A 22,362-nucleotide genomic window follows, 5' to 3' on the forward strand; every position below is an offset into this window, starting at 1 on the left:
CAGCCGGGCATTGGAAACCGGCTCACCGGCCGGAGCAGTTTCCGGCGACACACTCACCGGCTCGTGCCTGCGGGTTGCGAGGCAGGAGCCGGCGTGCCGCCAGCCGCCGCCTGTCGCAAGGCCCGCCGGCGGCGCACTTCGGCCGCAACCGACTCAAGACGACGTTGATCGTCCACCTTCGAGCCGCCAGCCTGGGGAACCGCCGTGACGCGATTGCCTCCCGCCACCACGGGCGCATTGACGACCGGCATGGCCGACGGAGCGGCGGTGCCGATCTTGGCGATCGACAACGGCAGCGTAAATTTTTGTCCCTGATAATCGACCGTGACCAGATCACCGGCCGCATCGTAAGAGCGCACCACGAAGTCCCCGCCCTTGTCGTCCTGGCTCACCCACGCACTGCTGTTTTTGGTGCGGTCATACAGGCCGAACAGGACGCCATTTTTCGTGGCGATCATCCCGCGAAATTCCACCGACGCGTTTTCCGTGACCACGGGTGCGGCGTTGTCCGCCTGCTTGAGCATGAACGGGGAGTTGCTCGCCAAACCATCCAGCGACACCGCCGCGGCGCAGGCACCGGCGGAAAAACACAACGCGAGAGAAAGGAGAAGGGATGAAGGGGCGGACATACCTGAAGAGAGATGAATAAACCGGTGGACGTTCAGGTCAAGCGACGCCACCGCATTGCCAGAGTTACAACAAGACCCCGCTTAGAAACGCATACGCGACGCCGAAATAGATCACTAGACCGGTCACATCGACCAGCGTCGCCACAAATGGCGCGCTGGAGGTCGCCGGATCGAAACCGAGGCGCTTCAAGATCAACGGCAGCATCGATCCCGTCAGCGAACCCCACAACACGATGCCCACCAACGAAACGCCCACCGTCTCCGCCACCAGCAACCAGTGCGGGCCGTAAACATCCGAGAACATCGACCACGCCGCGATTCGCAGGAATCCCACCGCGCCCAGGATCAGACCCAGAGCCAGACCCACCGCGAGTTCGCGGCGCATCACGCGCCACCATTGGCCCAGCGTGAACTCGCCAAGCGCCATCGCGCGGATCACCAGCGTCGCGGCCTGCGAACCGGCATTGCCACCGGAGCTGATGACGAGCGGCACGAACAGGGCGAGCACCACGGCCTTTTCAATTTCGCCTTGGAAAAACGTCATCGCCGTGGCCGTGAGCATTTCGCCGAGGAAGAGCACGATCAACCAGCTCGCGCGTTTCTTCACCATGCGCCCGAGCGCGATCGTGATGTAGGGTTCGTCCAGCGCCTCGCTGCCGCCGAGTTTCTGGATGTCCTCGGTCGCCTCGGCATCGGCCACATCAAGAATGTCATCGACCGTGACGATGCCGATCAACTTGCCGCCATCGTCCGCCACCGGGAGCGCAATGCGGTCATACTTGCGAAACAGATCGAGCGCATGGGCCCGGTCATCGGTCGCGGCGAGATGCGGCACATTGCCATCCATCAGATCGCTCACTTTGCGATCAGGTGCCGCCAGCAAAAACCGCCGCACGCGCACGTCGTCGATCAGGCGCCCTTGCTCGTCGATGACATAGATCACGTTGAGCGTCTCGCGATCGTAGCCGTTTTCACGTATGTAATCCAGCGCCTCCGCCACCGACCACTCGGGCCGCACCGCGATAAAATCGAGCGTCATCATGCGTCCCACGCTGCTCTCCGGATACGCCAGCAACGCCTGAGCAACCTTGCGTTCCTCGGGTGAAAGCAACGACAGCATCTGCATCGCCACATCCAGCGGCAGGCTGTCGATAAACGCCGTGCGGTCGTCGGACGGCAGTTCATTGAGCAACGCCGCGGCCTGCTCCTGACTGAGCAATCGCAACAGCTTTTTCTGCGACACCAACGGCAGGTAGCCAAACGTCGCGGCTCCCAGGCTGCGCCCCGCACAGCGGAAAATCGAGGCTAGGTCCTCGACCGGAAGCTCGACCAGAATCGGCGCGAGATCGGTCGGCAGCCAGGGCTCCAGATATTTCCTGAGACCCGTCAGATCCTTGCGGGCCAACAACGCGGAGATATCCGCCTTGATTTGAGTTTGCGGGAGCACGCGGGAAAGTCCGTTCGGTTACGACTGGGACTCTTTGCGCGGCGCCAAGAGCTTCGCCGTGCTGGAACCGAGTTCAAACGTCTGCGTCGGGAAGGCGAACGAAAGGCCACGGGCGGTCGCGGCGCGCATGAAAGCCAGGTTCAACCGCTGCTTTAAACGCATGTGCTTCTGGAAGTCCGGATCCTTCGCGAGATACACGACCCACAGGTCGAGCGACGACGCACTAAAATCCCGGAAGAACACCATGACCGACGTCGGATCGACCTCCGGTTCAGCCAGGATGAGGGCTTTGTATTCCTCGACGATCGCATCGAGCTGCTCGGGCGTGGAATCATAGGTGAAACCGATGACTTGCTCGACGCGCCGCTGGGTGAATTTCGCGAGATTGATGACGGCCTCCGCCGCGACCGTCTTATTGGGGATGATCACCAGCGATTTGTCCGGACGGCGCAGCTTGGTGGACCGCAGTCCGATGTCTTCCACGGCGCCCGTGTGCGGCCCGATTTGAACCGTGTCTCCCAACTTGAATGGCTGGTCGATCGCCACGACCACCGAGCCGAAAAGATTCGCGATCGTATCCTGCGCAGCGAGAGCGAAGGCCAAACCACCGAGGCCTAGACCCGCGAGAAACGCCTTCACATTGGCCCCCATGCTCTGCGCGATCATCAACACCGCGAACACCACGAACACCGTGACCAGCGCCTTTTTGATCCACGGCATAAACGCCGCCATACTGCTTTTTTTCGCCAACGCGATTTCCTGCATGTGATCGAGAAACGCGCTCAACGTGCGCAAGAGCGCCCAGAAGAAGCACAGCGAAAACGACACCGTCATCGCCACCTTCAGCACCTCGTCGCCGGACGGGGGCAGCTTCAGAACCTTCAACGCCGCGAACACCCCGAGGAGCGCGATAAACGTCGCCACCGGAGACTCGAGCGCGGGAAACAGTTTATCGTCAAACGTCGTCTTGGTTTGCGAAGCCAGCTTTTTGAGGAAGCCGAAAATCCACGTCGTGACCACGCGACGCAGCGCGTAAAATAAAATCAACAGAACACCAGCGATGGCGTAGTGCTGCCAGGTGTTGCCCGAGCTGCGCACATCAAAGAGAGCCAGAATTGAATCCACCAGATGCTCGAGGAAATCCGGCACCTGCGGCTCGGGCGTTCCGGCATTCAGCGCACCCACGGCGTTGTTGGTCGTGGCAGTCTGCTCGGCGGCGGAATTCACCGGAGCGGCCGCGGACGACGCCGGGATCTGCGCAAACACGTGCGAGCATCCCATGACCAAAATAAAGAGAACGAGACTGACGCGTTTCATACCCCACCATGCTTTCGGACGCCCCTCGCTCCTGTCAACCCACCGGACCGCAACCCGGGCACCGGTCAGGTTAAAATTACCCGCAAGCCACGGGCCCCGCCCCGCCGCGAATCATTCCTTCACAGCGCCCTCTTCGACGATATCGAGATTGGGCAGCAGCTGGCGCATCGACTCATCAATCCGCCCCGCCCCGCCGCACGTTGCCCGCACCAGCATCTGCGGCCGGGGCAACGCCACCGACTGGGCCAGTTCCCCGCGCGCCAAGGCGAGCGCGCTCTTGATCAACCAGTGCCCGATGTAGTTGAAATTCTGGCACACCGTGGTGAGCGGCGGATCACTGAAGCCACTGGCCTCGGTATCGTTGTAACCGAGGATCGCAAAGTCCTCCGGCGCACTCAGCCCCAGCTTGTGCATCGCGGTCATAAAACGCAGCGCATGCCCGTCGTCGTAGCTGATCACCGCGAGATCGCCGCGAAACGCCCCCCACCGCTCCGCCAGTTGACTCATCGCCTGAGCCCCCGAGCCCACCAACCCGCAGAAATTCGGCAGATTCACCCGCGAGGTGTAGCAGGTGTAGGCGCTGAGCATTCGATGCAACACCACGTCGCCCGGCAGATCAGGCCCCAGTAACGCGATCCTCCGGTGCCCGAGCATGTGAAAATAAGTGCACAACTGCTCGGACGATACCTGCAGGCTGTTTCCAAAAATCTCCTGCTGCTCGAAGCTGTTCCCTTCGAGCCCCGGAATCACCATCGGCAGACTCACCGGCAGCGCGCACGCACGCACAAACGTGCGCACCTCGTCGATCCGGTCATGCGGAAACCACGGCAGGATAATCGCCGCACAGCCATCCGCCTCCAGCAAACGGGCTTGGGTGAGCCCATCGTTGCTGAAATCACGCACCCACGCCGAACGCAGTTCTACGTTATGCCCGGCGGCCTCATGCGCCACGCCCTGCAAAACCCGATACGCATACGCATCGTCGCCCTGCCACACGAGCACGCCCACACGTTCCAGCCCCGAGCGCGTTTCGATTTTAGTTGAAGTATGGCGCGCCACAAACGTCCCGCTGCCCACGCGCCGCACCACCGTGCCATCATCGACCAACACCTTGAGGGCGCGCCGAACCGTGAGAAAATTACACCCGTATTGCTCCGCCAGTTTACGCTCAGCAGGCAGCCGAGAACCCACGGGCAACGACCGCGCCAGTTGCCGGATCTCCGCTTCGAGATGCTGGTGCTTAAACCGGGGTTTTTCTACAGCGATCACTTCCATGGATACGCAAAAACGACCGGCGCCCCTCCTTAAGTCAATCAATTTGAGCTAAAATGCTGTGATTGTTAAACAAGCAGTTTAACATTATTAATAATTTAATTATAATAAAGTTATGTAACTTAAAATAAAATTAAATGGAGTTAACAGAAATTTGTTAAACGACTAAAAACGCGCTCTATAAAGTGCTTGCCTAGTAATCTCACGATCTGCCTACTCGGCGCATCAACCCCGCGCACAAGCGCCCGTTTCACCCCTGCATCGCCCTACCATGAAGACACCCCTGCTCTCCGCCCTCGCCTTGCTGGCCTCCGCCCCGATGGCCTTCGCCGACTTCTCGTTCACCAACGCCGGCCCATACGACTACAACAACACCGCCAACTGGAGCGGCGGCACGATCAACAACACGTGGAGCACCACTCTCACGGATAACCAGTCTATCACCTTCGCCGCCAATACCACGCTCTCGTCAGGGTTGAGCATCAACAACACCGGCCTTTTCAACCACACCTTCAGCGGCAGTGGCGCTGACCGCACCCTAACCCTTGGCGGCGGCATCTCGCTCGGAAGCAACGCGACCAACGCCAACAAAGTCACCCTCGGCAGCAACACCACCAACCAAGGGCTCAACATCGATTTGGGCGGGACTTCGCGTAACTTCTTCACCGGCACAAATCGCACGCTCGAAATTATCAATGTGGTGTCCGGAGCCGGCGGCGTCGCGGCGCAGGGCACCGGCACACTGAGATTCGCCGGCACCAATACCTTCACCGGAGCCTTTAGCTTTGGCGGGAGCGGCGTTGCTTCGAGCGTGGTCGAGGTAACCAAACTCGCCGACGGCGGGCAGGCCAGCAGCATCGGCTCTTCCAGCAACGCCGCCGACCGCCTCGTATTCGGAGGCAACAATACGGGCACATTGCGCTACATCGGTGGCGGCGATTCTACAGACCGCCGCTTCAGCGCTGGCGGTGTCGGCGCGATCTTCGACGCCTCGGGAACCGGAGCCATCAAATGGACCAATACCGCTAACGCCAGCTGGTCAGGCACCAGCGGAACCCTTCGTGCCATCACCCTCACCGGCACCAGTGCTCACGACAACACGATGTCGGCGGGATTTACCAACAACGGTTCCGGTGCCACCTCCATTCTCAAACAAGGCACCGGTCGCTGGATACTCGCCGGGACGAACACCTATACCGGTGGCACCATCGTCAACGCCGGCACGCTGGAGACCGGCCTGACCGGCTCATTCGGCGCTGGCAACGTAACGGTCGCCTCCGGCGCATTCCTGGCCACGGGCAATGCCACGTCCTTTGCCGACAACGCGACGCTCACCTTTGCCAGCACCTCCACCGCCGCCAGCATCAGCCTGAGCGCCGGCACCGATCTGCTGGGAGCTGTTTACGATTCCATCAGCGCCACCTACCTCGCCGCCGGCACCTACAACGCAGCGGGCTTGAACAGCGCATTTGGAACAACCGTCTTCACCGGCCTGGGATCGCTGACTGTCTCCGCGATTCCCGAGCCCTCCACCTACGCGACCATCGGCGCACTCGCCACCCTCGCCTTCGCCGGCATCCGCCGCCGCCGCCGCTAAATCCGCCGCAGGATTCCCTGCGAATCCACACCTTCATGGCACTACCCCGCCATCCTTCTTTGGTCGCGCCGCACCGCCGAAGCCGGAGCGAAAAAGGCTTCGCCCTGCTCATCACGATCACGCTCCTCGCGTTCCTCGTGCTGCTGCTAGTCTCGCTCGCCAGCTTAACCCGCGTCGAAACCCAGGTCGCGTCGAACAGCCAGTCCATCGCCCAAGCCCGCCAGAACGCGCTTCTCGCCCTCAACCTTGCCCTTGGCGAACTCCAGAAACACGCCGGACCCGATCAACGCGTCACCGCCCGCGCCGATGTGTTGCCTCCTCCCGCCGCAAACCACACTTGGGCCACCGTTCCTTCCGCGCCTCCGCCCGCCGTCCAGCCCACCGCAGCTCAATACACCGCCGCCCGCTCCGCCGACACCGCCAGTATCAACACCTACTGGCGCGCCTCCCGCAACCGCCAGTGGACCGGCGTATGGAAAAACCACCAACGCGACCCCTTCGACCCGGCTGCGCCCAAAAACTTCAATCCTATCCCCGGCCATCCTTCCGACGACACGCTGCTCACGCCCGCGTGGCTCGTGAGCGGCAATGAAGAGGCCGCCACGTTCTCTCCCGACACCACGCTCACGGGACTCTCCATCACGTCCCAAGCCGCCGACGACACCCTCACCGACTCTACCGGCGTCACCCACCGCCTGCTCGTCGGTCCACGCACCACCGGCGCCATCACTCCAGCCGACTTGGACCGTCTCGTCACCGCGCCGCAAAAAGAAATCCGCGCAACCAACGTCCCCGGCACCGACGGCGCTCCCACTCTCGTCGGTCACTACGCCTGGTGGGTCGGCGATGAAGGCGTCAAAGCCCGCGCCAACCTCATCGACCACCACGCCGCCACCGCCACTCCCGAAGCCCGCCGCACCCGCCTCCAGTCCGCCCAACGTCCCGCCATCGAGGCGATGACGACCACCGGCACCGATGGTCTTGGCGCCACTTACCCCGCCAATTCCCCCGATCTCCTCAACATCTTCAACGCCTCCCAGCTCACCTACCTCAGCCCCGCCGCCGCGTTTCCCGCCGAACTCAAAACGCGTTTTCACGATCTCTCTGTCACTTCACGCGGAGTCCTCGCCGACACCCGCAACGGAGGCCTCAAACAAGATCTCAGTTACCTCCTCGGTCGTCCCACGCTCGCCGATTTTCGCACCGCTCTTCAAGCCTCCTACGGCAACCCCGCCGTCGCCCCGTCGGCCGTCTCCAACTCGCTTTTTTCCAGCGTCACCACGCCCTACGCCACGCTGCCACCCGACGTTTCCAGCAGCGCGCAAAAATACTCCGACGGCATCTTCACCAATAGCGCCACGTGGGAACAGCTCTGGTCGTTCGCCAATCAAGGCGCCTCCATCGACGCCTCCGACACCGGCACGCCCCGCCTTCAAACGCGCACCCAGCACGGCCTCTCTCCGCTCATCATGCAAAGCAAGCTGTTCTACAGTCTCCGCATCGATGGCGGCACCGTCTGGGTGGACGTGCAACCGGTCGTCGTCCTCGCCAATCCCTACAACGTGAAACTCGGCCCCGCCGACTACGTGGTGCGTTTCAGCGGCACCCAACCTCGCCTGCGTTTCGGCAACTCCACCGACCCTACCGAATACAGTCTGGGCGCCAGCACCACCCCCGGCCAGATCGCCATCGCAAACGTTTTCACCGCCAACACCCGCTTCGTGCTCAGCTCCACCGGCATCGAAGCCGGTGAAGCGCTGATCTTCACCATCAGTGCCGCCGACAACCCCGGCCTGGTGGATGACCGCCTCACCTTCGACGCCACCAGCACCACCTCGGTCATCCTGAAAAACGACTTCGATCCGCTCACCGCCATCACCATCAATACCAACCAGGCCCTGCCCGGACTTGTCGCTGGCGTTACCAAAACCCACGCCGCCCTCACCGTCGGCCAGTCCGGCATGTTCACCGCGCTCTACCTCGACGCCAGCGGACCCAACGATCCAGCCAAAGCCCTCCAGTTCACCTTCGCCCAATACACCGTCGATCCCGCCAACGGCGCAGGCCTCTTCTTCCTCGTGGATCCGATTTCCAGCGGCACGCGCGTCGGCGGCGGCCTCATGAATTTCTATAACCAGCCGCCCGGCTCCGCCGCATCCACCGTCCCCCAGCAGGCTCCCTTTTATCAGGTCAACTACCGCGCCTTGTGGGTGAATTACATCTCCAACAACTCCGCCAACAACCACCCCGTCGAATTCGCCCGCACCTACGGCAAAAACGGCGCCAGCGCCCCCGTCGGCAGCCCCTTCAACCCATGGCTCGACGCCCACCACATGCGTCCCTCGCCGGGTGCCGCGACCACCCGCTGGGGCATCGTCAACCGCGGTGAAAACGCCGCCCAGGACCAGTCCGCCCCACAGACACTCACCCCGCTCTCCGTGCGCAGCACCGACGCCGGTTTCCAGAATTTTCTCTACGATCTTCCGCGCGCGGACCGCCCGCTCGCTTCGCTCGGACAGCTCCAGCATTTCAACACCGCCGGCTTCATTACCGCCACGTCGTTTCTGAGCCAGGGCTCGGTCGCCTATAACTCCGGCATCGTCCACACGTGGCAGACCAATTACCCGATCTCCAATTCCTACCCGCAGCCACGCGTCGTTCGCGACCAGCTCTTCTTCTCCAGTTCCAACTTCGGCTACCACTACGACGGTTCTTATCTCTGGAACGACATTTTCTGGGACCGCTTCTATTTCTCCACGTATCCACAAACCGGAGACTTCGACTTCGCCACCGACAAACTCGTCAACGCCCGCTACCGCCCCTTTCGCGACCTCACCACCACCCCGTGGGACGACGAAACCCAATTCCGCGGCGACGCCCGCTCCGCCGCGAGCAACCTCCTCGTCGAGGGCGCGTTCAACATCAACTCCACTTCCGTCGAAGCGTGGAAGGCCGTTTTCTCCAGCCTCAAAAACGTCCCCGTCGCCGCCGAGACCGCCACCATCGCGCCTTACACCCGGACGCTCTACCCCAAATCCACCAGCGGCTCCACCGGCTCCGGCTCCGGACTGAACGCCAATGCCTGGAATGGCTTTCGCGACCTCACCCGCGATAACATCCAGGCCCTCGCCGAGGAAATGGTTCTGCAAATCCGCAAACGCGGCCCGTTCCTATCGCTCTCCGATTTCGTCAACCGCCGCCTCACCCCGCCGGCTTCCGACCCGCACCGCATGGGTTTGAGCGGTGCACTGCAGGCCGCCATCGACCGCGTCGTCAACCAGCGCAACGACGTCACCTCGCCGCTCAACGCACTCACCCTCACCACAGTCTCCAATTCTTTCCAGGAAAACGCCTACGTTCTCCCCAACGGCCTCGCCGGTTTCCCCGGTTACCTCCTCCAAGCCGACGTCCTCTCCGCCCTCGGCCCCACGCTCACCGCCCGCTCCGACACCTTCACCATCCGCACCTACGGAGACTCCGTGAACCCCGCCACCGGCACCGTAACTGGCCGCGCCTGGTGCGAAGCCGTCGTCCAACGTCTCCCCGATTACGTCGATCCCTCCCTCGCCGCCACCGCCACTCCCGCCGCCAATTCCACCAACGCCAAATTCGGCCGCCGCTTCCACATCGTCAGCTTCCGCTGGCTCTCACCCGAAGACATATGACCGCCTCCGTCCTCCGTCCGCTGTTCTCCGTCCTCTGTCTTCTCTCCACCGTCGCGCTCGCGCAGCCCGACGCCCCCAAACCACCCAAACTCCGCTTCCTCTTCATCGACGAAAGCGCGGGCGCCTACTCGCTTAAACTCGGCACCACTTTTCGCCAGGTCAGCGCCAACCCCTACGAAATCAGCGCGCCTTACACACCCGCCGACGTCACTTCACTCGACATCTACAAAACCCTCGCCGATCCCGTCACCGGCATCCCCAAGCCGGTCAAAATCGCCAGCGTCACCCCGTCGGCCAACACCCCCTCCGCGCTCGTCATCATCACCCCGCGCCCACCCGCGTCCCCCGACGTCGCCCCCGTTTACAAAGTCGAGTTCATCGACACCAACCCAGCCCTCTTCCCCGCCGGTTCCATCCGCATCATCAACCGCAGCCCCGTTTCGATGGCCGCGCAATTCAGCGACAGCCGCGTCGTCACCGCCCCGGGCGAAACCAGCCTCGTTCAACCCGCCACCGACTCGCGCCATCGTGTGCTTTTCAAAATCGCCATCCAAGTCCAGCAAGAGGCCGGCGGCTGGCAACTCATCCAGGACAGCATGACCGTCATCCGTGCCAAGGAGCGCATGTTCGGCATCCTCGTCTATTCCCCCGGCGGCATGAAACACATGCTCACTTCTGCCGAACTCGCCGAGTTTGGCCCGCCCAAACCCGGCTGCTTCTGGCTCACGTTTTCCGACACGCCCTGAACCATCCGACATGTCCGCACCGCGTCCAAATCTCTACCGTCGTGTCACCGCGAGCGTTCCCCTCCTCGTCACGGTTGCCGTGCACGTCGTGCTCATCGCCATCGCGGGCTACTTCGTCGTCAGCGAACAAATCATCGGAAAGAAAAAATCCTTCGATGCCGCCACTGCCTCGGAACCGTCGGTCGCCCAAAAACAGGTCGAACATCGCCTTCAGGTCGCCCGCAAAGCCGGGGGCTCATCCAGCTCATCGCCCGTCTCCGCCGCGCGCATTTTCTCCACGGCCGACAACGCCCTGCAAATGCCCGCCATGCCCGATTTGCCCTCCGTCGGCGCGAGTTCGCTCAGCGGCATGGGCTTCGGCGCCGGCCTCGGCGCGATGGGCACCGGCACCGGCTACAACACCGGACTCGGCTCCCGTTCTCTCGGCGGCTCCGGGTTCATGAGCATGAGCTTTCTGGGCGTCACCAACCAGCGCGCCAGCAAAGTCGTCTTCGTCGTGGACATCAGCCCCGGCCTCATGGACATCCGCAAGGGCGGTTTCCGTGCATTCGAGATTCTCCGCACCGAAATCTCCCGACTCATCAGCACGCTGCCTCCGGCCAACTCATTTAACGTCGTCCTGTTTGACGGACAATCCATCCGGCTTTTCGCCAAGGAACTCACCCCCGCTACCGTCGCCAGCAAGACCGAGTTCTTCGAGTGGATCAAACCCATCAACGCCAGCCTTTCCTCCCTCGGTGGCAGCTCCATTCCCGGCCACGCGCCCCGCTGGACTTTCAGCCGCCCCGAAAAACTCAAACTCGACCCTGAATACGGCCCCGCCTCCTGGATTCAAAGTATCCAGGCCGCCCTCGAACAACAGCCCGACACCGTCTTCGTCATAACCGGTGGCGGAGCTGCCGGCCAGATTCGCTACAGCGACGAAAACATCGCCCGCCGCCGCGAACAACGCGCCAAACAGCTCGAAGAAATCAAGGCTTCCGGCCTCGACGTCGCCGGCATCAGCGCCGCCCGCGGCAAAGCCTTCGCCAAACTCCGCGCCGAGTTCGATGCCATCAACAAGAAGCTCGTCGCCCAAAAGAAAGATCCGTTCGTCATCCAGGACATCCGCCGCGTCCTCGCCGCCGATTTTCAAGCCGCGCTCAAGAAAGCCGGTTTCTCCCTCTCGCTCGATACCACCGGCTGGACCGACAAAAAAGGCGAACCCATCTGGACTGATTTCAGCACCAACGTCGCCACCTCCCACAATGCGGAATTCACCGACGTGATCGGCCACGTATCCAGACTCCAATACGCGCTCAAAAACCGCGCCTCCCTCAATATTTTCCTGTTCACCGGTCCCGCTGAAAAAACCGAGGCCTCCGAGAAAAACCTTTCCACCCTTTCCTCCAAAAACGGAGGCAAATTCAACCTCATCACCACCAAACGTCTCGAAGAGTTGACCCGCAAGGAGTCCTGACAACGTCAGCTTCCGGCTGACCGGCACGACTCTTTTTTCTCCCTCCTTCGCACCCGCACCACGGATGCCCAGCTACTGCTTTGCCTTCCCCCCATGAAAATAAAAAACCCACCCCAAGAGCACTCACGCCGAACGCTCCGCCGTTCGTTATCCGTCCTCGCCGTCCTGTTCGCCACCTGCGCCCCCCTGTCCGCACAGACGCAGACCATCACCGTCAACGCCAACTCCCACATCCGTGATATCCCCGCCGGCCTCGGAGGCGTCGTCGCCCTCACCACTTTCTGGAACAGCCTGTCCCCCAATTATCGGGACGACATGATCAACGCCCGCATCGGCGCCGTCCGCATCCCCGGTTATCCCACCACCGGCGCCGGCGGAAGTATCGAAGAACTGGATATGCGCGTCGCCCAGATCCTCAACGTCGGAGGCCGCCCGGTTTTCATCCAGTATATCAAGGCGGAAACCAACACCGCGTTCAAAAACAAACTCCTCCGCACCGATGGCACACTGTATCCCGCCGGCGACACCACCCCGATCGCCCAGCGTGTCGCCACCAACCTGGCGTTCCTCGTCAACCGCTACAAATCCGCCCCGTTTAATCTCACCACACAATATTGGGAAATCGGCAACGAGCCCGACATCACCGTAGACTACAAGGTATCCACTCCGCAGGAATACATCGGCTTCTTCTCCGCCGCGCATAACCAGCTCGTTGCCTCCGGTGTTCGCGGCAACGTCCTTCTCGCCGGTCCCGTCATCAGTTTTGAATACGGTTACGACACCGGCCGTGACACATTCATGCGCGACTTCCTCGACGCCTGTGGCGATCAGGTCGATATCGTCACCCGCCACGTTTACGCGACGATCTACAATTGGGAAACCACCGTCTATACCCCCTACGTGCTGCTCAACAGCAGCCTGGAAACGCTTCACTTCGACTCCAGTTTCGTCGCCGGCGGCCACCGCGGTGAAGGGGGACTGCTCAAGACCATGAACGATCACGGCGTTCCCTCCTCGGTCGGCACCGGCGTGACCGAGATGAACGTGGGCATCAACGGTGACGGAAACGGCTTCAGCTACAGCATCACTCAAGGCCTCTGGTTCCTTCTCTCCCACCACTACGCGCTGCAAAACCCGCGCAGCCTGCTTACGAACGCATTCATGTTCGACCGCGTCCAAGACGGTTATCAGGACGGTCACCTCGCGTTTTACACCAACACCAAGGCCCGCTCGTTCGCCTACTGGGCCCTCTACATGCACGGTGTCTTGACCGGCAACGAAGTCGTCGCCGCCACCAGCAACACCCCTCGGCTCGTCGTCACTGCCACCAAGGACGACGCTTATCTCTACGTTCAGGTGATCAACCGCGACACGAACAGCTACACGGCGAACGTAACCATCAACAACGCCCCGCCCGTCACCGCCGCCACGCGTTTCAATCTCTCCGCAACCGCCACTCCCGACACCGGTATCGCCACCACGCACGGCACGTCGTTCACCGAGACCTTCGCACCCATGACCGCGTCGGTCTTCCGCTTCCCGCGCACCGACGCTCCCGTTCCTCCCATCGCGACTCCGCCCGCCACCATCTCGACGGTCCTGAACACGAGTTTCGACACCGTGCCCACCGGTATGCTCACCTACGCCAACGGCTTCACGCCCGTCATTTCCGGCGGTCGTTTACAGCTCACCGGCACCACCGCCAACCAATCTTCGGCCGTCGTGTTTAAAGGCCAGGCCATGGGCGTCGCGCGCAGCCGCTTCCAAGCCCGCTTTGGTTTCAAGGTCGTCGGCACCACCGGGCAAGGCTTCGTTTTTGGCGCTTACTCCGCCAATCCGCTCGCGGTGGGTCCGGCCGGGCCGGGCCTCGGTTATGTCGGTCAAAACAACCGGCTCTGGGGCGTGAAGTTCGACAACTCCCCGAATCAGCTCAGCGTCATCTCCAACGTCACCAACGCCGCGGCCGACGGTTGGGCGACCAAGACCCACGCGGAATTGGACAACGTGGATCTGTTCGCCGTCATCGACTACGACGGCAGCGAAGGCACCGTTCGCGCCCGCCTCCACCAAGGCACCGACGCCACCGGCACGCTCATCGCCGACGTGACCAACCGTATCGGCAATCCTTCCGCCCTTCCGGTGGGCACTGTCTTCGGCTTCACCGGCGGCTCGGGTCAGACCACCCACATCGAAAGCCTCGCGATCACCATGGACTACTTCACCCCTGGCGCGGAGATGATCATCGACAATACCGCCACCTCCGGCGTCACCGTCACCGGCGCGTGGGACCCCGTGACGACTCCGGCCACCTATCACGGCACCAACTTCCTCACCGATGGAAACACCGGCAAGGGCACGAAATCCGTTCGCTTTAAACCGACGCTCCAAGGCTTCGGCTGGCGCGACGTTTACATTCGCTGGCCGCAGTCCGGCAGCTTCGCGACCAACGTCCCGATCACAGTTGTCCACGCCGACGGCACTACGGCCCCCGGCGAGATCACCGTCGATCAAACCACCGGCGCCAGCGATTGGGTCAAAATCGGCACGTGGCGTTTCGTAAACGGCTCAGTCGGCTCCGTGCAGATCAACACCACCGGCACCACCGGCACCGTCGCCGCCGACGCCGTCCGCTTCGTCAACGTCGCCGCGCCTTGATTCGCATCTCTTAATCCACCGCATCACCCGGCCGCCTCTTTTCACGAGAGGCGGCCTTTTGGCTTAACGCTAGGCCTGAAACTGAATGCATTGACCTCCCGTTTAAGTCCGCACCTCGATCGACGATTCTTTCGCTTTCTTTCCTCATGACCCTCCGCCTCGCCTCACCCTTCCAAGATCATGCCGTGCTCCAGCGCGACCAAACTCTCCCCGTCTGGGGCTGGGCATCGCCGAACACCCGCATCCGCGTCACGCTCGCGGGCCACGAGGCGCACGGCCTGAGCAACGCCCATGGCGACTGGCTCATCCGCCTCCCCGCGCTCCCCGCCGGCGGCCCCCACATCCTCGTCGTCGAAACCCCCGCCACCTCCGAATCCCTCACGATCACCGATCTCCTCGTCGGCGAGGTCTGGCTCGCCTCCGGACAGTCCAACATGGAATGGCCGCTCGATCAGTCCCGTCCGTTTACCGACGAAGCCATCGCCACCGCCGACTTCCCCGGCATCCGTTTCTTCAAAGTCGCCCGACGCACCCACCTCGGCCCGCACCGCACCGTGGACGGCTCCTGGCAACTCGCCACGCCCTCCGCCGCGCCGCTGTTTTCCGCCGTCGCCTTCGCCTTCGCCCGCCGTCTCCACCGCGAACTCGGCGTCCCCGTCGGCATCCTCAGCTCCTCCTGGGGCGGCACCATCATCGAAACGTGGATGAGCCGCTCCACGCTCGCGCACAACCCCGACATCGCCGCGTGGTTCGCCGGCTACGAAGCCCGCGCCTGGACCACCGACCGCTGGAAAACCGTCGGCGAACTCGGTGCCGACGGACGCCTCGCCAACCCCAATCTCCCCGCCGACCCCGGCCTCACCCAACCCTGGCACACCTCCGACCTCGACGACTCCACCTGGTTGTCCCTTCAGCTTCCCGCCTCCTGGCAATCCGCCGGCGAAAAATACTCCGGCATCTTCTGGTTCCGCCGCACCGTCGAGATCCCCGCCGACTGGACCGGCCGCGACCTCGAGCTCCACCTCGGCGCCGCCGACAAACAAGACATCGCCTACGTCAACGGCACCGAAGTCGGCCGCACCGGCAAGGACCGCGAAGACCGTTTCTGGAACGTCCCCCGCACCTACACCGTTCCCGCCGCCCTCGTCACCGGCCGCCGCCTCGTCATCGCCGTTCGCGTGTATTCATTTCTCTATGACGGCGGCCTCATCGGCCCGGCCCACCTCATGCGTGTCCACCCCGCCGACCAGCCCGACGCCGCGCTACCCCTCGCCGGCGCGTGGCGCTACCGCTGCGAACACAACTTCGGCGTCGTCACCGTGCCGCCCGCCGTCATGGGCCACGGCGAACCCAACTCGCCCCACATTCTTTTCGACAACATGATCGCCCCGCTCGTGCCCTACGCCCTGCGCGGCGCCATCTGGTATCAGGGCGAGAGCAACGAATCCGCCCCGCACCTCTACGCCCGCCTCCTCCGCGATCTCGTGACCGACTGGCGCGCACAGTGGGGCATTCCCTCGTTCGCGTTCCACACCGTGCAACTCACCGCCTTCCGCAGCCCGCTGGCTCACGAGCCCGACAGCAAATGGGCCCGCCTCCGCGAAGCCCAGTCCGCCCTGCTCGCGCTCCCCGGCACCGGCATCGCCGTGATCACCGACCTCGGCGAAGCGGCCGACATCCACCCGAAAAACAAAATCCCCGTCGGCGAACGTCTCGCACAAAGCGCACTCTCCCGCGACTACCACCGCGCCCTCGTCCCCAACGGCCCGCTGGCCTCCGCGTTCACCTTCAACGGCCCCTCCGCACGCGTCGCATTCACCGACACCGACGGCGTCCTCTCCACGACCGACGGCGCCGCCCCGCGCACGGTCTTCGTCGCGGGCACAGACCGTATTTTCCACCCCGCGACCGCAACCATCGAAGGCACTTCCCTCCTCGTAACCAGCCCCGCCGTGCCGTCACCCGTCGCCGTCCGCTACGCTTGGGCCGACAACCCCGAAGGCAGCAACCTCACCGGCGCCTCCGGCCTTCCCGCCAGCCCCTTCCGCTCCGATCGTTGGTAATCTCCGTGTCCTCTGCGCCCTCTGTGTTGAACTCCCCCGACTACGCCTCCCTCGTCGAACCCCGCCTCGGCAACACCATCGGACGCTGGATCTCCTTCGCGTCCGCCTGCCGTCCGCTCGGCCTCGTCGCCCTCTCGCCCGACACCCGCGTGAACGGCGACTGGGGCTGCGGCTATAATCTCGCCGACACCCACATCGTCGGCTTCAGCCACATCCACGACTGGCAAAGCGGCGGCATCCTCCTGATGCCCGTCACCGGCGAGGTCACCACCGATTGGCAGTCCCCTTTCTCCCGCGACACCGAGCTCTGCAAACCCGGCTACCACCGCGTCCACCTCGACCGCTACGGCATCACCGCCGAACTCACCGCCACCGTCCGCACCGGCGCGCACCGCTACACCTTCCCCGCCGATCTCCGCGAAGACGCCGCGATCCTCATCGACCTCGCCTCCCAATGCGGGCCTTGCGCGATGCTCGATGCCCGCCTCGTCCAAACCAACCCGCGCACCCTCGAAGGCTCCGTCATCAACGGCCCCACCATCCGCAAACCCAAGACCCACCCCGTTTACTTCGTCCTCACGCTCAACACCGACGCCACGCTGGAACCCTTCGATCCCGCCCGCGTCCAAGCCCGCCTCTCCCTCGACCGCCCCGCCGTCCCCGTCACCATCAAAGTCGGCGTCAGCTACACCTCCCTCGAAGCCGCCCGCGCCAACCTCGCCGCCGAATCCGGCGACAAAACCTTCGACCAACTCCACGCCGAGGCGCACGCCGACTGGAACACCCACCTCTCCCGCATCGCCGTCGAAGGCGGCGACGCGACCCGCCGAGCCCGCTTCTACACCGACCTCTACTTCTCCCTCCTTGGCCGCCGCACCGTGAGCGACGCCGCCGGCACTTACTTCGACAACACCGGCCCGGAGCCCCGCGTCCGCCAGATCCCCCTCACACCCGAAGGCCGTCCGCACCACCGCCATTTCAGCTCCGACGCCTTCTGGGGCGTGCAATGGTCCCTCGCCCCCCTCTGGTCTCTCGCCTACCCCGAGCTCATTGACGAGTTCTGCCACAGCCTCACCGATATGTATCACAACAGCGGATACATCCCTCGCGGCCCCGCCGGCGGCGCCGACACGTTCGTGATGACCAGCGCGCAATCCACGCCCTTCTTCGCCTGCGCCATCAACAACGGACTCCACCGCCCCTCCGACCTCGAAGAAACCTATCAGGCCCTCCGCAAAAACCATTTCCCCGGCGGCCTCATGAGCAAAGCCGGCTACGAACACACCACCTGCAAAGGCGGCGGCATCGAAGACTACATCGCCCTCGGCTACATCCCCGAAGACCTCCCGCCCGTCGGCATGCACACCCACGGCGCCGCGCAAACCATCGAGCACGCCTTCAACGACTGGGCCCTCGCCCAACTCGCCACCGCCCTCAGCCACACCGCCGACGCCACGCTCTTCACCGCCCGCTCGCGCAACTACCGCAACCTCTTCGACCCCTCCGTCGGCTTTTGCCGCCCCCGCGAACGCGACGGCTCCTGGACCGAGCCCTTCGATCCTTCGCAAAAGAAAGGTTGGACCGAAGCCAACGCCTGGACCTTCACCTACCACTCCGCGCACGACGTCCCCGGCCTCATCGAATGTTTCAGCTCCCGCGAAGCCTTCGTAGCCCGCCTCGAAGAAGCCTTCGCCCTCTCCGAAAAACAAAAATTCTTCGCCCCGCGCGATCACCACAACCTCATCCCGCTCGACTTCGGCAACGAACCCGCGCTCGCCACCGCGCACCTCTTCCAACTCGCCGGTCGCCCCGACCGAACGCAGTTCTGGCTGCGCCGCGTGATCGACACCATCAAGGCAGGCAACTCGCCTGAAGACACCTGGGGCGGCGACGAAGACCAAGGCATCATGGGTGCCTGGAACGTCCTCGTCTCCATCGGCCTCTTCAGCGCCACCGGAGCCTGCGAAAGCCCCGCCCGCTACCAACTCACCGCCCCGCTCTTCGACCGCGTGACCATCACGCTCCCCGCCGGCCGCACGCTCGCCATCACCACAACCGGCCTCACCCCCACCGCGACCAACTACACCGAGAGCATCACCTTCAACGGCCGCGCACTCACCTCACTCGAACTGCCCCACACCGCCCTTTTCGCCGGCGGTGCCCTCCACTTCACCCTCGCATCCACCCCCTCCGGTCTCACTGCCGCGTAAAGCAGAACCGCCCCCGTCGCCTCAGAGCATTCCAGATAGAATTGCCGGCGCCTGCAGTGGTTAAATCCTCAGCTCGCATGAGGCCACGCACACAAGGCGGCTCCGTAGATCCCGCGACTCCGTCGAAATGGCCGCGCCATGTATTCGCAACAACGCTTTTCCGTCATCTAAAGGCGATCTGGAGGATCATAACTTTGCATTCGCAAGCAGGTTATCCACGCAACTAGTTGCGTGATCTGCCCGTTGTGATTCCGGGCTCACCGAGTAGTATGTTCATACCCCGTTTTAGCCGTGCAGCCTGCATCGGTGCTACCTCAACCCGCAGTGATTATAATCACCATGCCTCTTCAAATCCCCCGCTTACTCCGCCCCGCTTTTTCAGCCGTCGCCCTCGCTTCGTTGACCGCCTTCACCGCAAACGCCGCCACGTTATATTGGGACACCAACGGAGCCACTGCGGGCGCCGGAGTCATCGCCGACGGCACTTGGGACACCGGCACCACTGCCAACTGGACCACCGACAGCACCGGTTCATCCGCGACGACGACCTTCACTGCGGATGATGATGTTATATTCTCCGCTGGCAGCGATGTAACCACTGCAGCTGTCATCACCAGCGGCACACTCAGCGCCAAGAGCATCACAATCGAAGAAGGTGCCCATACGATCGGGGGATCAAATATCACCATCGGCTCCGTTTCAACCGCCGGCACCATTACCGTCAACTCAGCTGCCAGTGCCACGTTGAACAACCTCGTTCTGGGAAATAACACCTCGTTCGCAGTGGAAGGCGCACTTACCTCCAACATGAATGGCGCTGGTAAAGTGCTCACCAAAACCGGCGCCGGCAGCCTGACTCTTAACGACACCGTTAGCAGTGATTACAGCATCAATGCCAACGGCGGCCTCATTATCCTTCAACGCAGCACGACCAAACAGCTCAAAGCCTCTTCCGTTAATTCCGGTGGCACGCTTCGCATTGCCGCAAACGAACAATTCGGTGGTAACCTCGCCGTCAATACGGGCGGCACCCTTGAGCTCAACGCCAACATCACCGAGACGGTAGGCAGTCTCTCCGGCTCAGGTAGCATCACAGGTGGCAGCAACTCAACCTTGGGCGCCACAGGCGGCACCTTCAGCGGAACCATCTCCGGTGATCTCAACTTCGTAAAATCCGGCGCTGGCACTTACACCTTTTCCGGAGCAAGCACATCCTCGGGTAATAATGTCACTGTGTCTGCCGGCACCTACATCCTCGGGGCCACCACCGGCTCCCTGACCTTCTACATCGGTGCAAACACCATCAGCAACAAGGTCACCGGCGCGGGCACTGCGACCTTCAACGGCACATTCGCCTTCGACCTTACCTCTGCCGTGCTCGCCGACGGCAACAGCTGGATAATCGCCGATGTCACCAACCAGTCCTTTGCCAGCACCTTCACCGTCAGTGGTTTCACCGATGACGATCTTGATAACATCTGGACCAACGGCGCCGGCCTGAGCTTCTCCGAAAGCACCGGTATCCTTTCCTACTCGGCGATTCCCGAGCCCTCATCCTACGCACTGTTCGCCGGCATGATCGTCCTCGCCGTAATCGGATTCCGCCGTCGCGTTTAGTCGTCCAAGCGATTCGCAGCAACGCGGTCAGGCTTAAACTGACCGCAAACGTCTCCGTAAACCTGCCAGCACCAATCCGGCCGCGCCCGACATCAGCGCATACGTTGAAGGCTCCGGCACCGCCGAAGCTATACCCGTCAGCGTCACCGTATCGAGCCGCACATAAGAAACAGCATTCGTATTAGTTCCATCGTTCAAAAAAATCCGGAATGTGATCGCGCTCAGATTTTGATAAGCCGCGTCCGTCAGCACGATACTGGCATTGGACCAACTCACGGCATTCACAGTGCCGACGCTCGCCGTCAATACACTGATCGAGGAGGCATAATTATCTAAACTAGACCGCACATCATACGTGGCCGCAGTCGCCGGTGCCGTGCCCGCGTTAAACGAAAACGCATAGGCGAAACTTAGATTCTGGAGATTTAACTGATAACCCGAATTCGCGTTGATCGTGAAGCCGAGCCAATCCGTGCTCGTCGCAGAGATCACCTCATCCACCAGATCGCCCGTCACAAAATAAGAGCGCACCGTCGGGCTGCCGATCATGGATGAAGTGATGGTGACACCCGCACCGTTGGCAAAAGCCTCGGGCGTCACATTGGTTCCCGTGGTCGATGCATTTCGTGAAGCCACCGTGTCGCTGGTTGTAAACGCATACTGCACCAAGGTCTGAGCCGGCAAAGATGCCGCGAACGCGAAAAAAACACAGCTAAACCTAGCTAGAATCGTGGGGTAATTCATGATGCAAACCTAACCCCAGATCCGCTCCATGCAACCCCGCGAGCCGCAACACGTTTACACCTTCCTCGTGGCAAATAACTCCGCCACAGCCGCCTCCGGCAACGCTTCACGATAAACCGCCAGCCCACCCAACCGGCCCGTAAACCAGTTGCCCATGGCTCCTCCGCGAAACACCGCGCCCACTGTGAAATCCGATCCGTCCGTTCCGCCATCATTGATCGCGTGCGGCCAGTAATACGGGTTCAACCCCGGCCGGTAATCGAGCTTTCCGTCGAGATAGACCCGCACCCACGTCCCATCGAACGTGAACGCCACCTGCCGCCACACACCGTAGTCCACCGGCGTCGCCCCGATCGCTGCCTCCATGCAATATTTGTATCCCGGTGTCGGCGCACCCGTAGCCGATACATGCCCGCACATCTGCTCCGCGCTGCTCCAGATTCCCAGATCGAGAAACAGACAATACTGCCGCGTCTCCACCGTCTCGTTCCACATGCCTGCCACCGCCTGACATTCGGGCACGCTCTTCGGCGCACGCTTCACCCACGCCACCACGGAAAACGGCTTTCCTTTCCCGTGGAAATCAAGCGCCGGACACTCCGCGCGCGCCAGATTCAGCCACTGCCCCTCACTCACCTCCATCGCATAGGGACCGACCACGCCGTCCTCCACCCGTGCGACGGGCCCAGCCATTTCCTTGAGCGCATAACGCTCGCGCCCTTCCGACCACCGCACTTCGCCCGCCTCCTCCTGAAACGTCCATCGGCACACCGGCTCCGGCAACGCCTTGACCTCCCCGTTTTCCGTCTGCGACAGACGCGGCCAGCCTGGTTCGTTTTCTCCCGAAAAGCCCTTCTCCTTCGAGCTGTTGGATGTGATCATACCCCATTCTGCTGCGTCCACCCCTCTCGCCCAAGTCCGCATTCACGCTCAGCGCAAAA

The 22,362-nt window shown here is 62.6% G+C and carries 14 protein-coding genes; 8 read left to right on the plus strand and 6 right to left on the minus strand.

Translation table 11 applies throughout. The annotated features are described in order from the left end of the window. Window positions 1-53 precede the first annotated feature (53 nt). The 4 genes from FPL22_RS09485 to FPL22_RS09500 form a co-directional block, all read right to left on the minus strand. Window positions 54-629, minus strand: a complete 576-nt coding sequence (locus FPL22_RS09485) for a hypothetical protein (protein ID WP_144230039.1) — start codon at window positions 627-629, stop codon at window positions 54-56. 64 nt (window positions 630-693) lie between these two features. Further along, window positions 694-2,076, minus strand: coding sequence for a magnesium transporter (mgtE, locus tag FPL22_RS09490; RefSeq protein WP_144230040.1), 1,383 nt, complete (start codon window positions 2,074-2,076; stop codon window positions 694-696). Between the two features lie 18 nt (window positions 2,077-2,094). Next, window positions 2,095-3,357 (minus strand): mechanosensitive ion channel family protein, encoded by a 1,263-nt coding sequence (locus tag FPL22_RS09495; RefSeq protein ID WP_238991359.1) that lies wholly within the window; start codon window positions 3,355-3,357, stop codon window positions 2,095-2,097. 147 nt (window positions 3,358-3,504) lie between these two features. Further along, complete coding sequence (locus FPL22_RS09500; protein ID WP_144230042.1) at window positions 3,505-4,668, minus strand: GntR family transcriptional regulator; 1,164 nt, start codon at window positions 4,666-4,668, stop codon at window positions 3,505-3,507. A gap of 268 nt (window positions 4,669-4,936) precedes the next feature. On the opposite strand from FPL22_RS09500, the gene FPL22_RS09505 reads away from it, so the two are divergent. From FPL22_RS09505 to FPL22_RS09540, 8 genes are all read left to right on the plus strand, one after another. Further along, the gene (locus tag FPL22_RS09505) at window positions 4,937-6,262 is read left to right on the plus strand and encodes a beta strand repeat-containing protein (protein ID WP_144230043.1); all 1,326 of its coding nucleotides are present in this window, start codon (window positions 4,937-4,939) and stop codon (window positions 6,260-6,262) included. Between the two features lie 35 nt (window positions 6,263-6,297). Beyond that, complete coding sequence (locus FPL22_RS09510) at window positions 6,298-9,927, plus strand: hypothetical protein (RefSeq protein ID WP_144230044.1); 3,630 nt, start codon at window positions 6,298-6,300, stop codon at window positions 9,925-9,927. Continuing rightward, the gene (locus tag FPL22_RS09515) at window positions 9,924-10,673 is read left to right on the plus strand and encodes a hypothetical protein (protein ID WP_144230045.1); all 750 of its coding nucleotides are present in this window, start codon (window positions 9,924-9,926) and stop codon (window positions 10,671-10,673) included. Before FPL22_RS09510 ends, FPL22_RS09515 begins: the two co-directional genes overlap by 4 nt. A 10-nt stretch (window positions 10,674-10,683) precedes the next feature. Continuing rightward, window positions 10,684-12,132: a vWA domain-containing protein gene (locus FPL22_RS09520; RefSeq protein ID WP_144230046.1), complete on the plus strand. Its 1,449-nt coding sequence runs from the start codon at window positions 10,684-10,686 to the stop codon at window positions 12,130-12,132. Window positions 12,133-12,225: 93 nt separating this feature from the next. Then, on the plus strand, window positions 12,226-14,787 hold the full coding sequence (locus tag FPL22_RS09525) for a golvesin C-terminal-like domain-containing protein (protein WP_144230047.1): 2,562 nt from the start codon (window positions 12,226-12,228) through the stop codon (window positions 14,785-14,787). 146 nt (window positions 14,788-14,933) lie between these two features. Continuing rightward, entirely contained in the window at window positions 14,934-16,850 is a 1,917-nt protein-coding gene (locus FPL22_RS09530; RefSeq protein ID WP_144230048.1) for a sialate O-acetylesterase, read from the plus strand. Window positions 16,851-16,855: 5 nt separating this feature from the next. Continuing rightward, complete coding sequence (locus FPL22_RS09535; RefSeq protein WP_162525247.1) at window positions 16,856-19,060, plus strand: GH92 family glycosyl hydrolase; 2,205 nt, start codon at window positions 16,856-16,858, stop codon at window positions 19,058-19,060. A gap of 339 nt (window positions 19,061-19,399) precedes the next feature. Further along, the gene (locus FPL22_RS09540) at window positions 19,400-20,677 is read left to right on the plus strand and encodes a PEP-CTERM sorting domain-containing protein (RefSeq protein WP_144230050.1); all 1,278 of its coding nucleotides are present in this window, start codon (window positions 19,400-19,402) and stop codon (window positions 20,675-20,677) included. 33 nt (window positions 20,678-20,710) lie between these two features. Here FPL22_RS09540 and FPL22_RS09545 read toward each other — a convergent pair whose 3' ends face one another. Both FPL22_RS09545 and FPL22_RS09550 read right to left on the minus strand, forming a co-directional pair. Beyond that, the gene (locus tag FPL22_RS09545) at window positions 20,711-21,421 is read right to left on the minus strand and encodes a PEP-CTERM sorting domain-containing protein (protein ID WP_144230051.1); all 711 of its coding nucleotides are present in this window, start codon (window positions 21,419-21,421) and stop codon (window positions 20,711-20,713) included. A gap of 54 nt (window positions 21,422-21,475) precedes the next feature. Then, the gene (locus FPL22_RS09550) at window positions 21,476-22,303 is read right to left on the minus strand and encodes a LamG-like jellyroll fold domain-containing protein (protein WP_144230052.1); all 828 of its coding nucleotides are present in this window, start codon (window positions 22,301-22,303) and stop codon (window positions 21,476-21,478) included. Window positions 22,304-22,362 lie beyond the last annotated feature (59 nt).

Source organism: Rariglobus hedericola (assembly GCF_007559335.1).
GTDB lineage: Bacteria > Verrucomicrobiota > Verrucomicrobiia > Opitutales > Opitutaceae > Rariglobus > Rariglobus hedericola.

Coding starts and splice junctions, on each gene's coding strand:
- FPL22_RS09525 (WP_144230047.1), top strand. CDS start 12,226: ATGAAAATAAAAAACCCACCCCAAGAGCACTCACGCCGAACGCTCCGC.
- FPL22_RS09495 (WP_238991359.1), bottom strand. CDS start 3,357: ATGGGATGCTCGCACGTGTTTGCGCAGATCCCGGCGTCGTCCGCGGCC.
- FPL22_RS09540 (WP_144230050.1), top strand. CDS start 19,400: ATGCCTCTTCAAATCCCCCGCTTACTCCGCCCCGCTTTTTCAGCCGTC.
- FPL22_RS09550 (WP_144230052.1), bottom strand. CDS start 22,303: ATGATCACATCCAACAGCTCGAAGGAGAAGGGCTTTTCGGGAGAAAAC.
- FPL22_RS09505 (WP_144230043.1), top strand. CDS start 4,937: ATGAAGACACCCCTGCTCTCCGCCCTCGCCTTGCTGGCCTCCGCCCCG.
- FPL22_RS09500 (WP_144230042.1), bottom strand. CDS start 4,668: ATGGAAGTGATCGCTGTAGAAAAACCCCGGTTTAAGCACCAGCATCTC.
- FPL22_RS09485 (WP_144230039.1), bottom strand. CDS start 629: ATGTCCGCCCCTTCATCCCTTCTCCTTTCTCTCGCGTTGTGTTTTTCC.
- FPL22_RS09520 (WP_144230046.1), top strand. CDS start 10,684: ATGTCCGCACCGCGTCCAAATCTCTACCGTCGTGTCACCGCGAGCGTT.
- FPL22_RS09530 (WP_144230048.1), top strand. CDS start 14,934: ATGACCCTCCGCCTCGCCTCACCCTTCCAAGATCATGCCGTGCTCCAG.
- FPL22_RS09515 (WP_144230045.1), top strand. CDS start 9,924: ATGACCGCCTCCGTCCTCCGTCCGCTGTTCTCCGTCCTCTGTCTTCTC.
- FPL22_RS09510 (WP_144230044.1), top strand. CDS start 6,298: ATGGCACTACCCCGCCATCCTTCTTTGGTCGCGCCGCACCGCCGAAGC.
- FPL22_RS09545 (WP_144230051.1), bottom strand. CDS start 21,421: ATGAATTACCCCACGATTCTAGCTAGGTTTAGCTGTGTTTTTTTCGCG.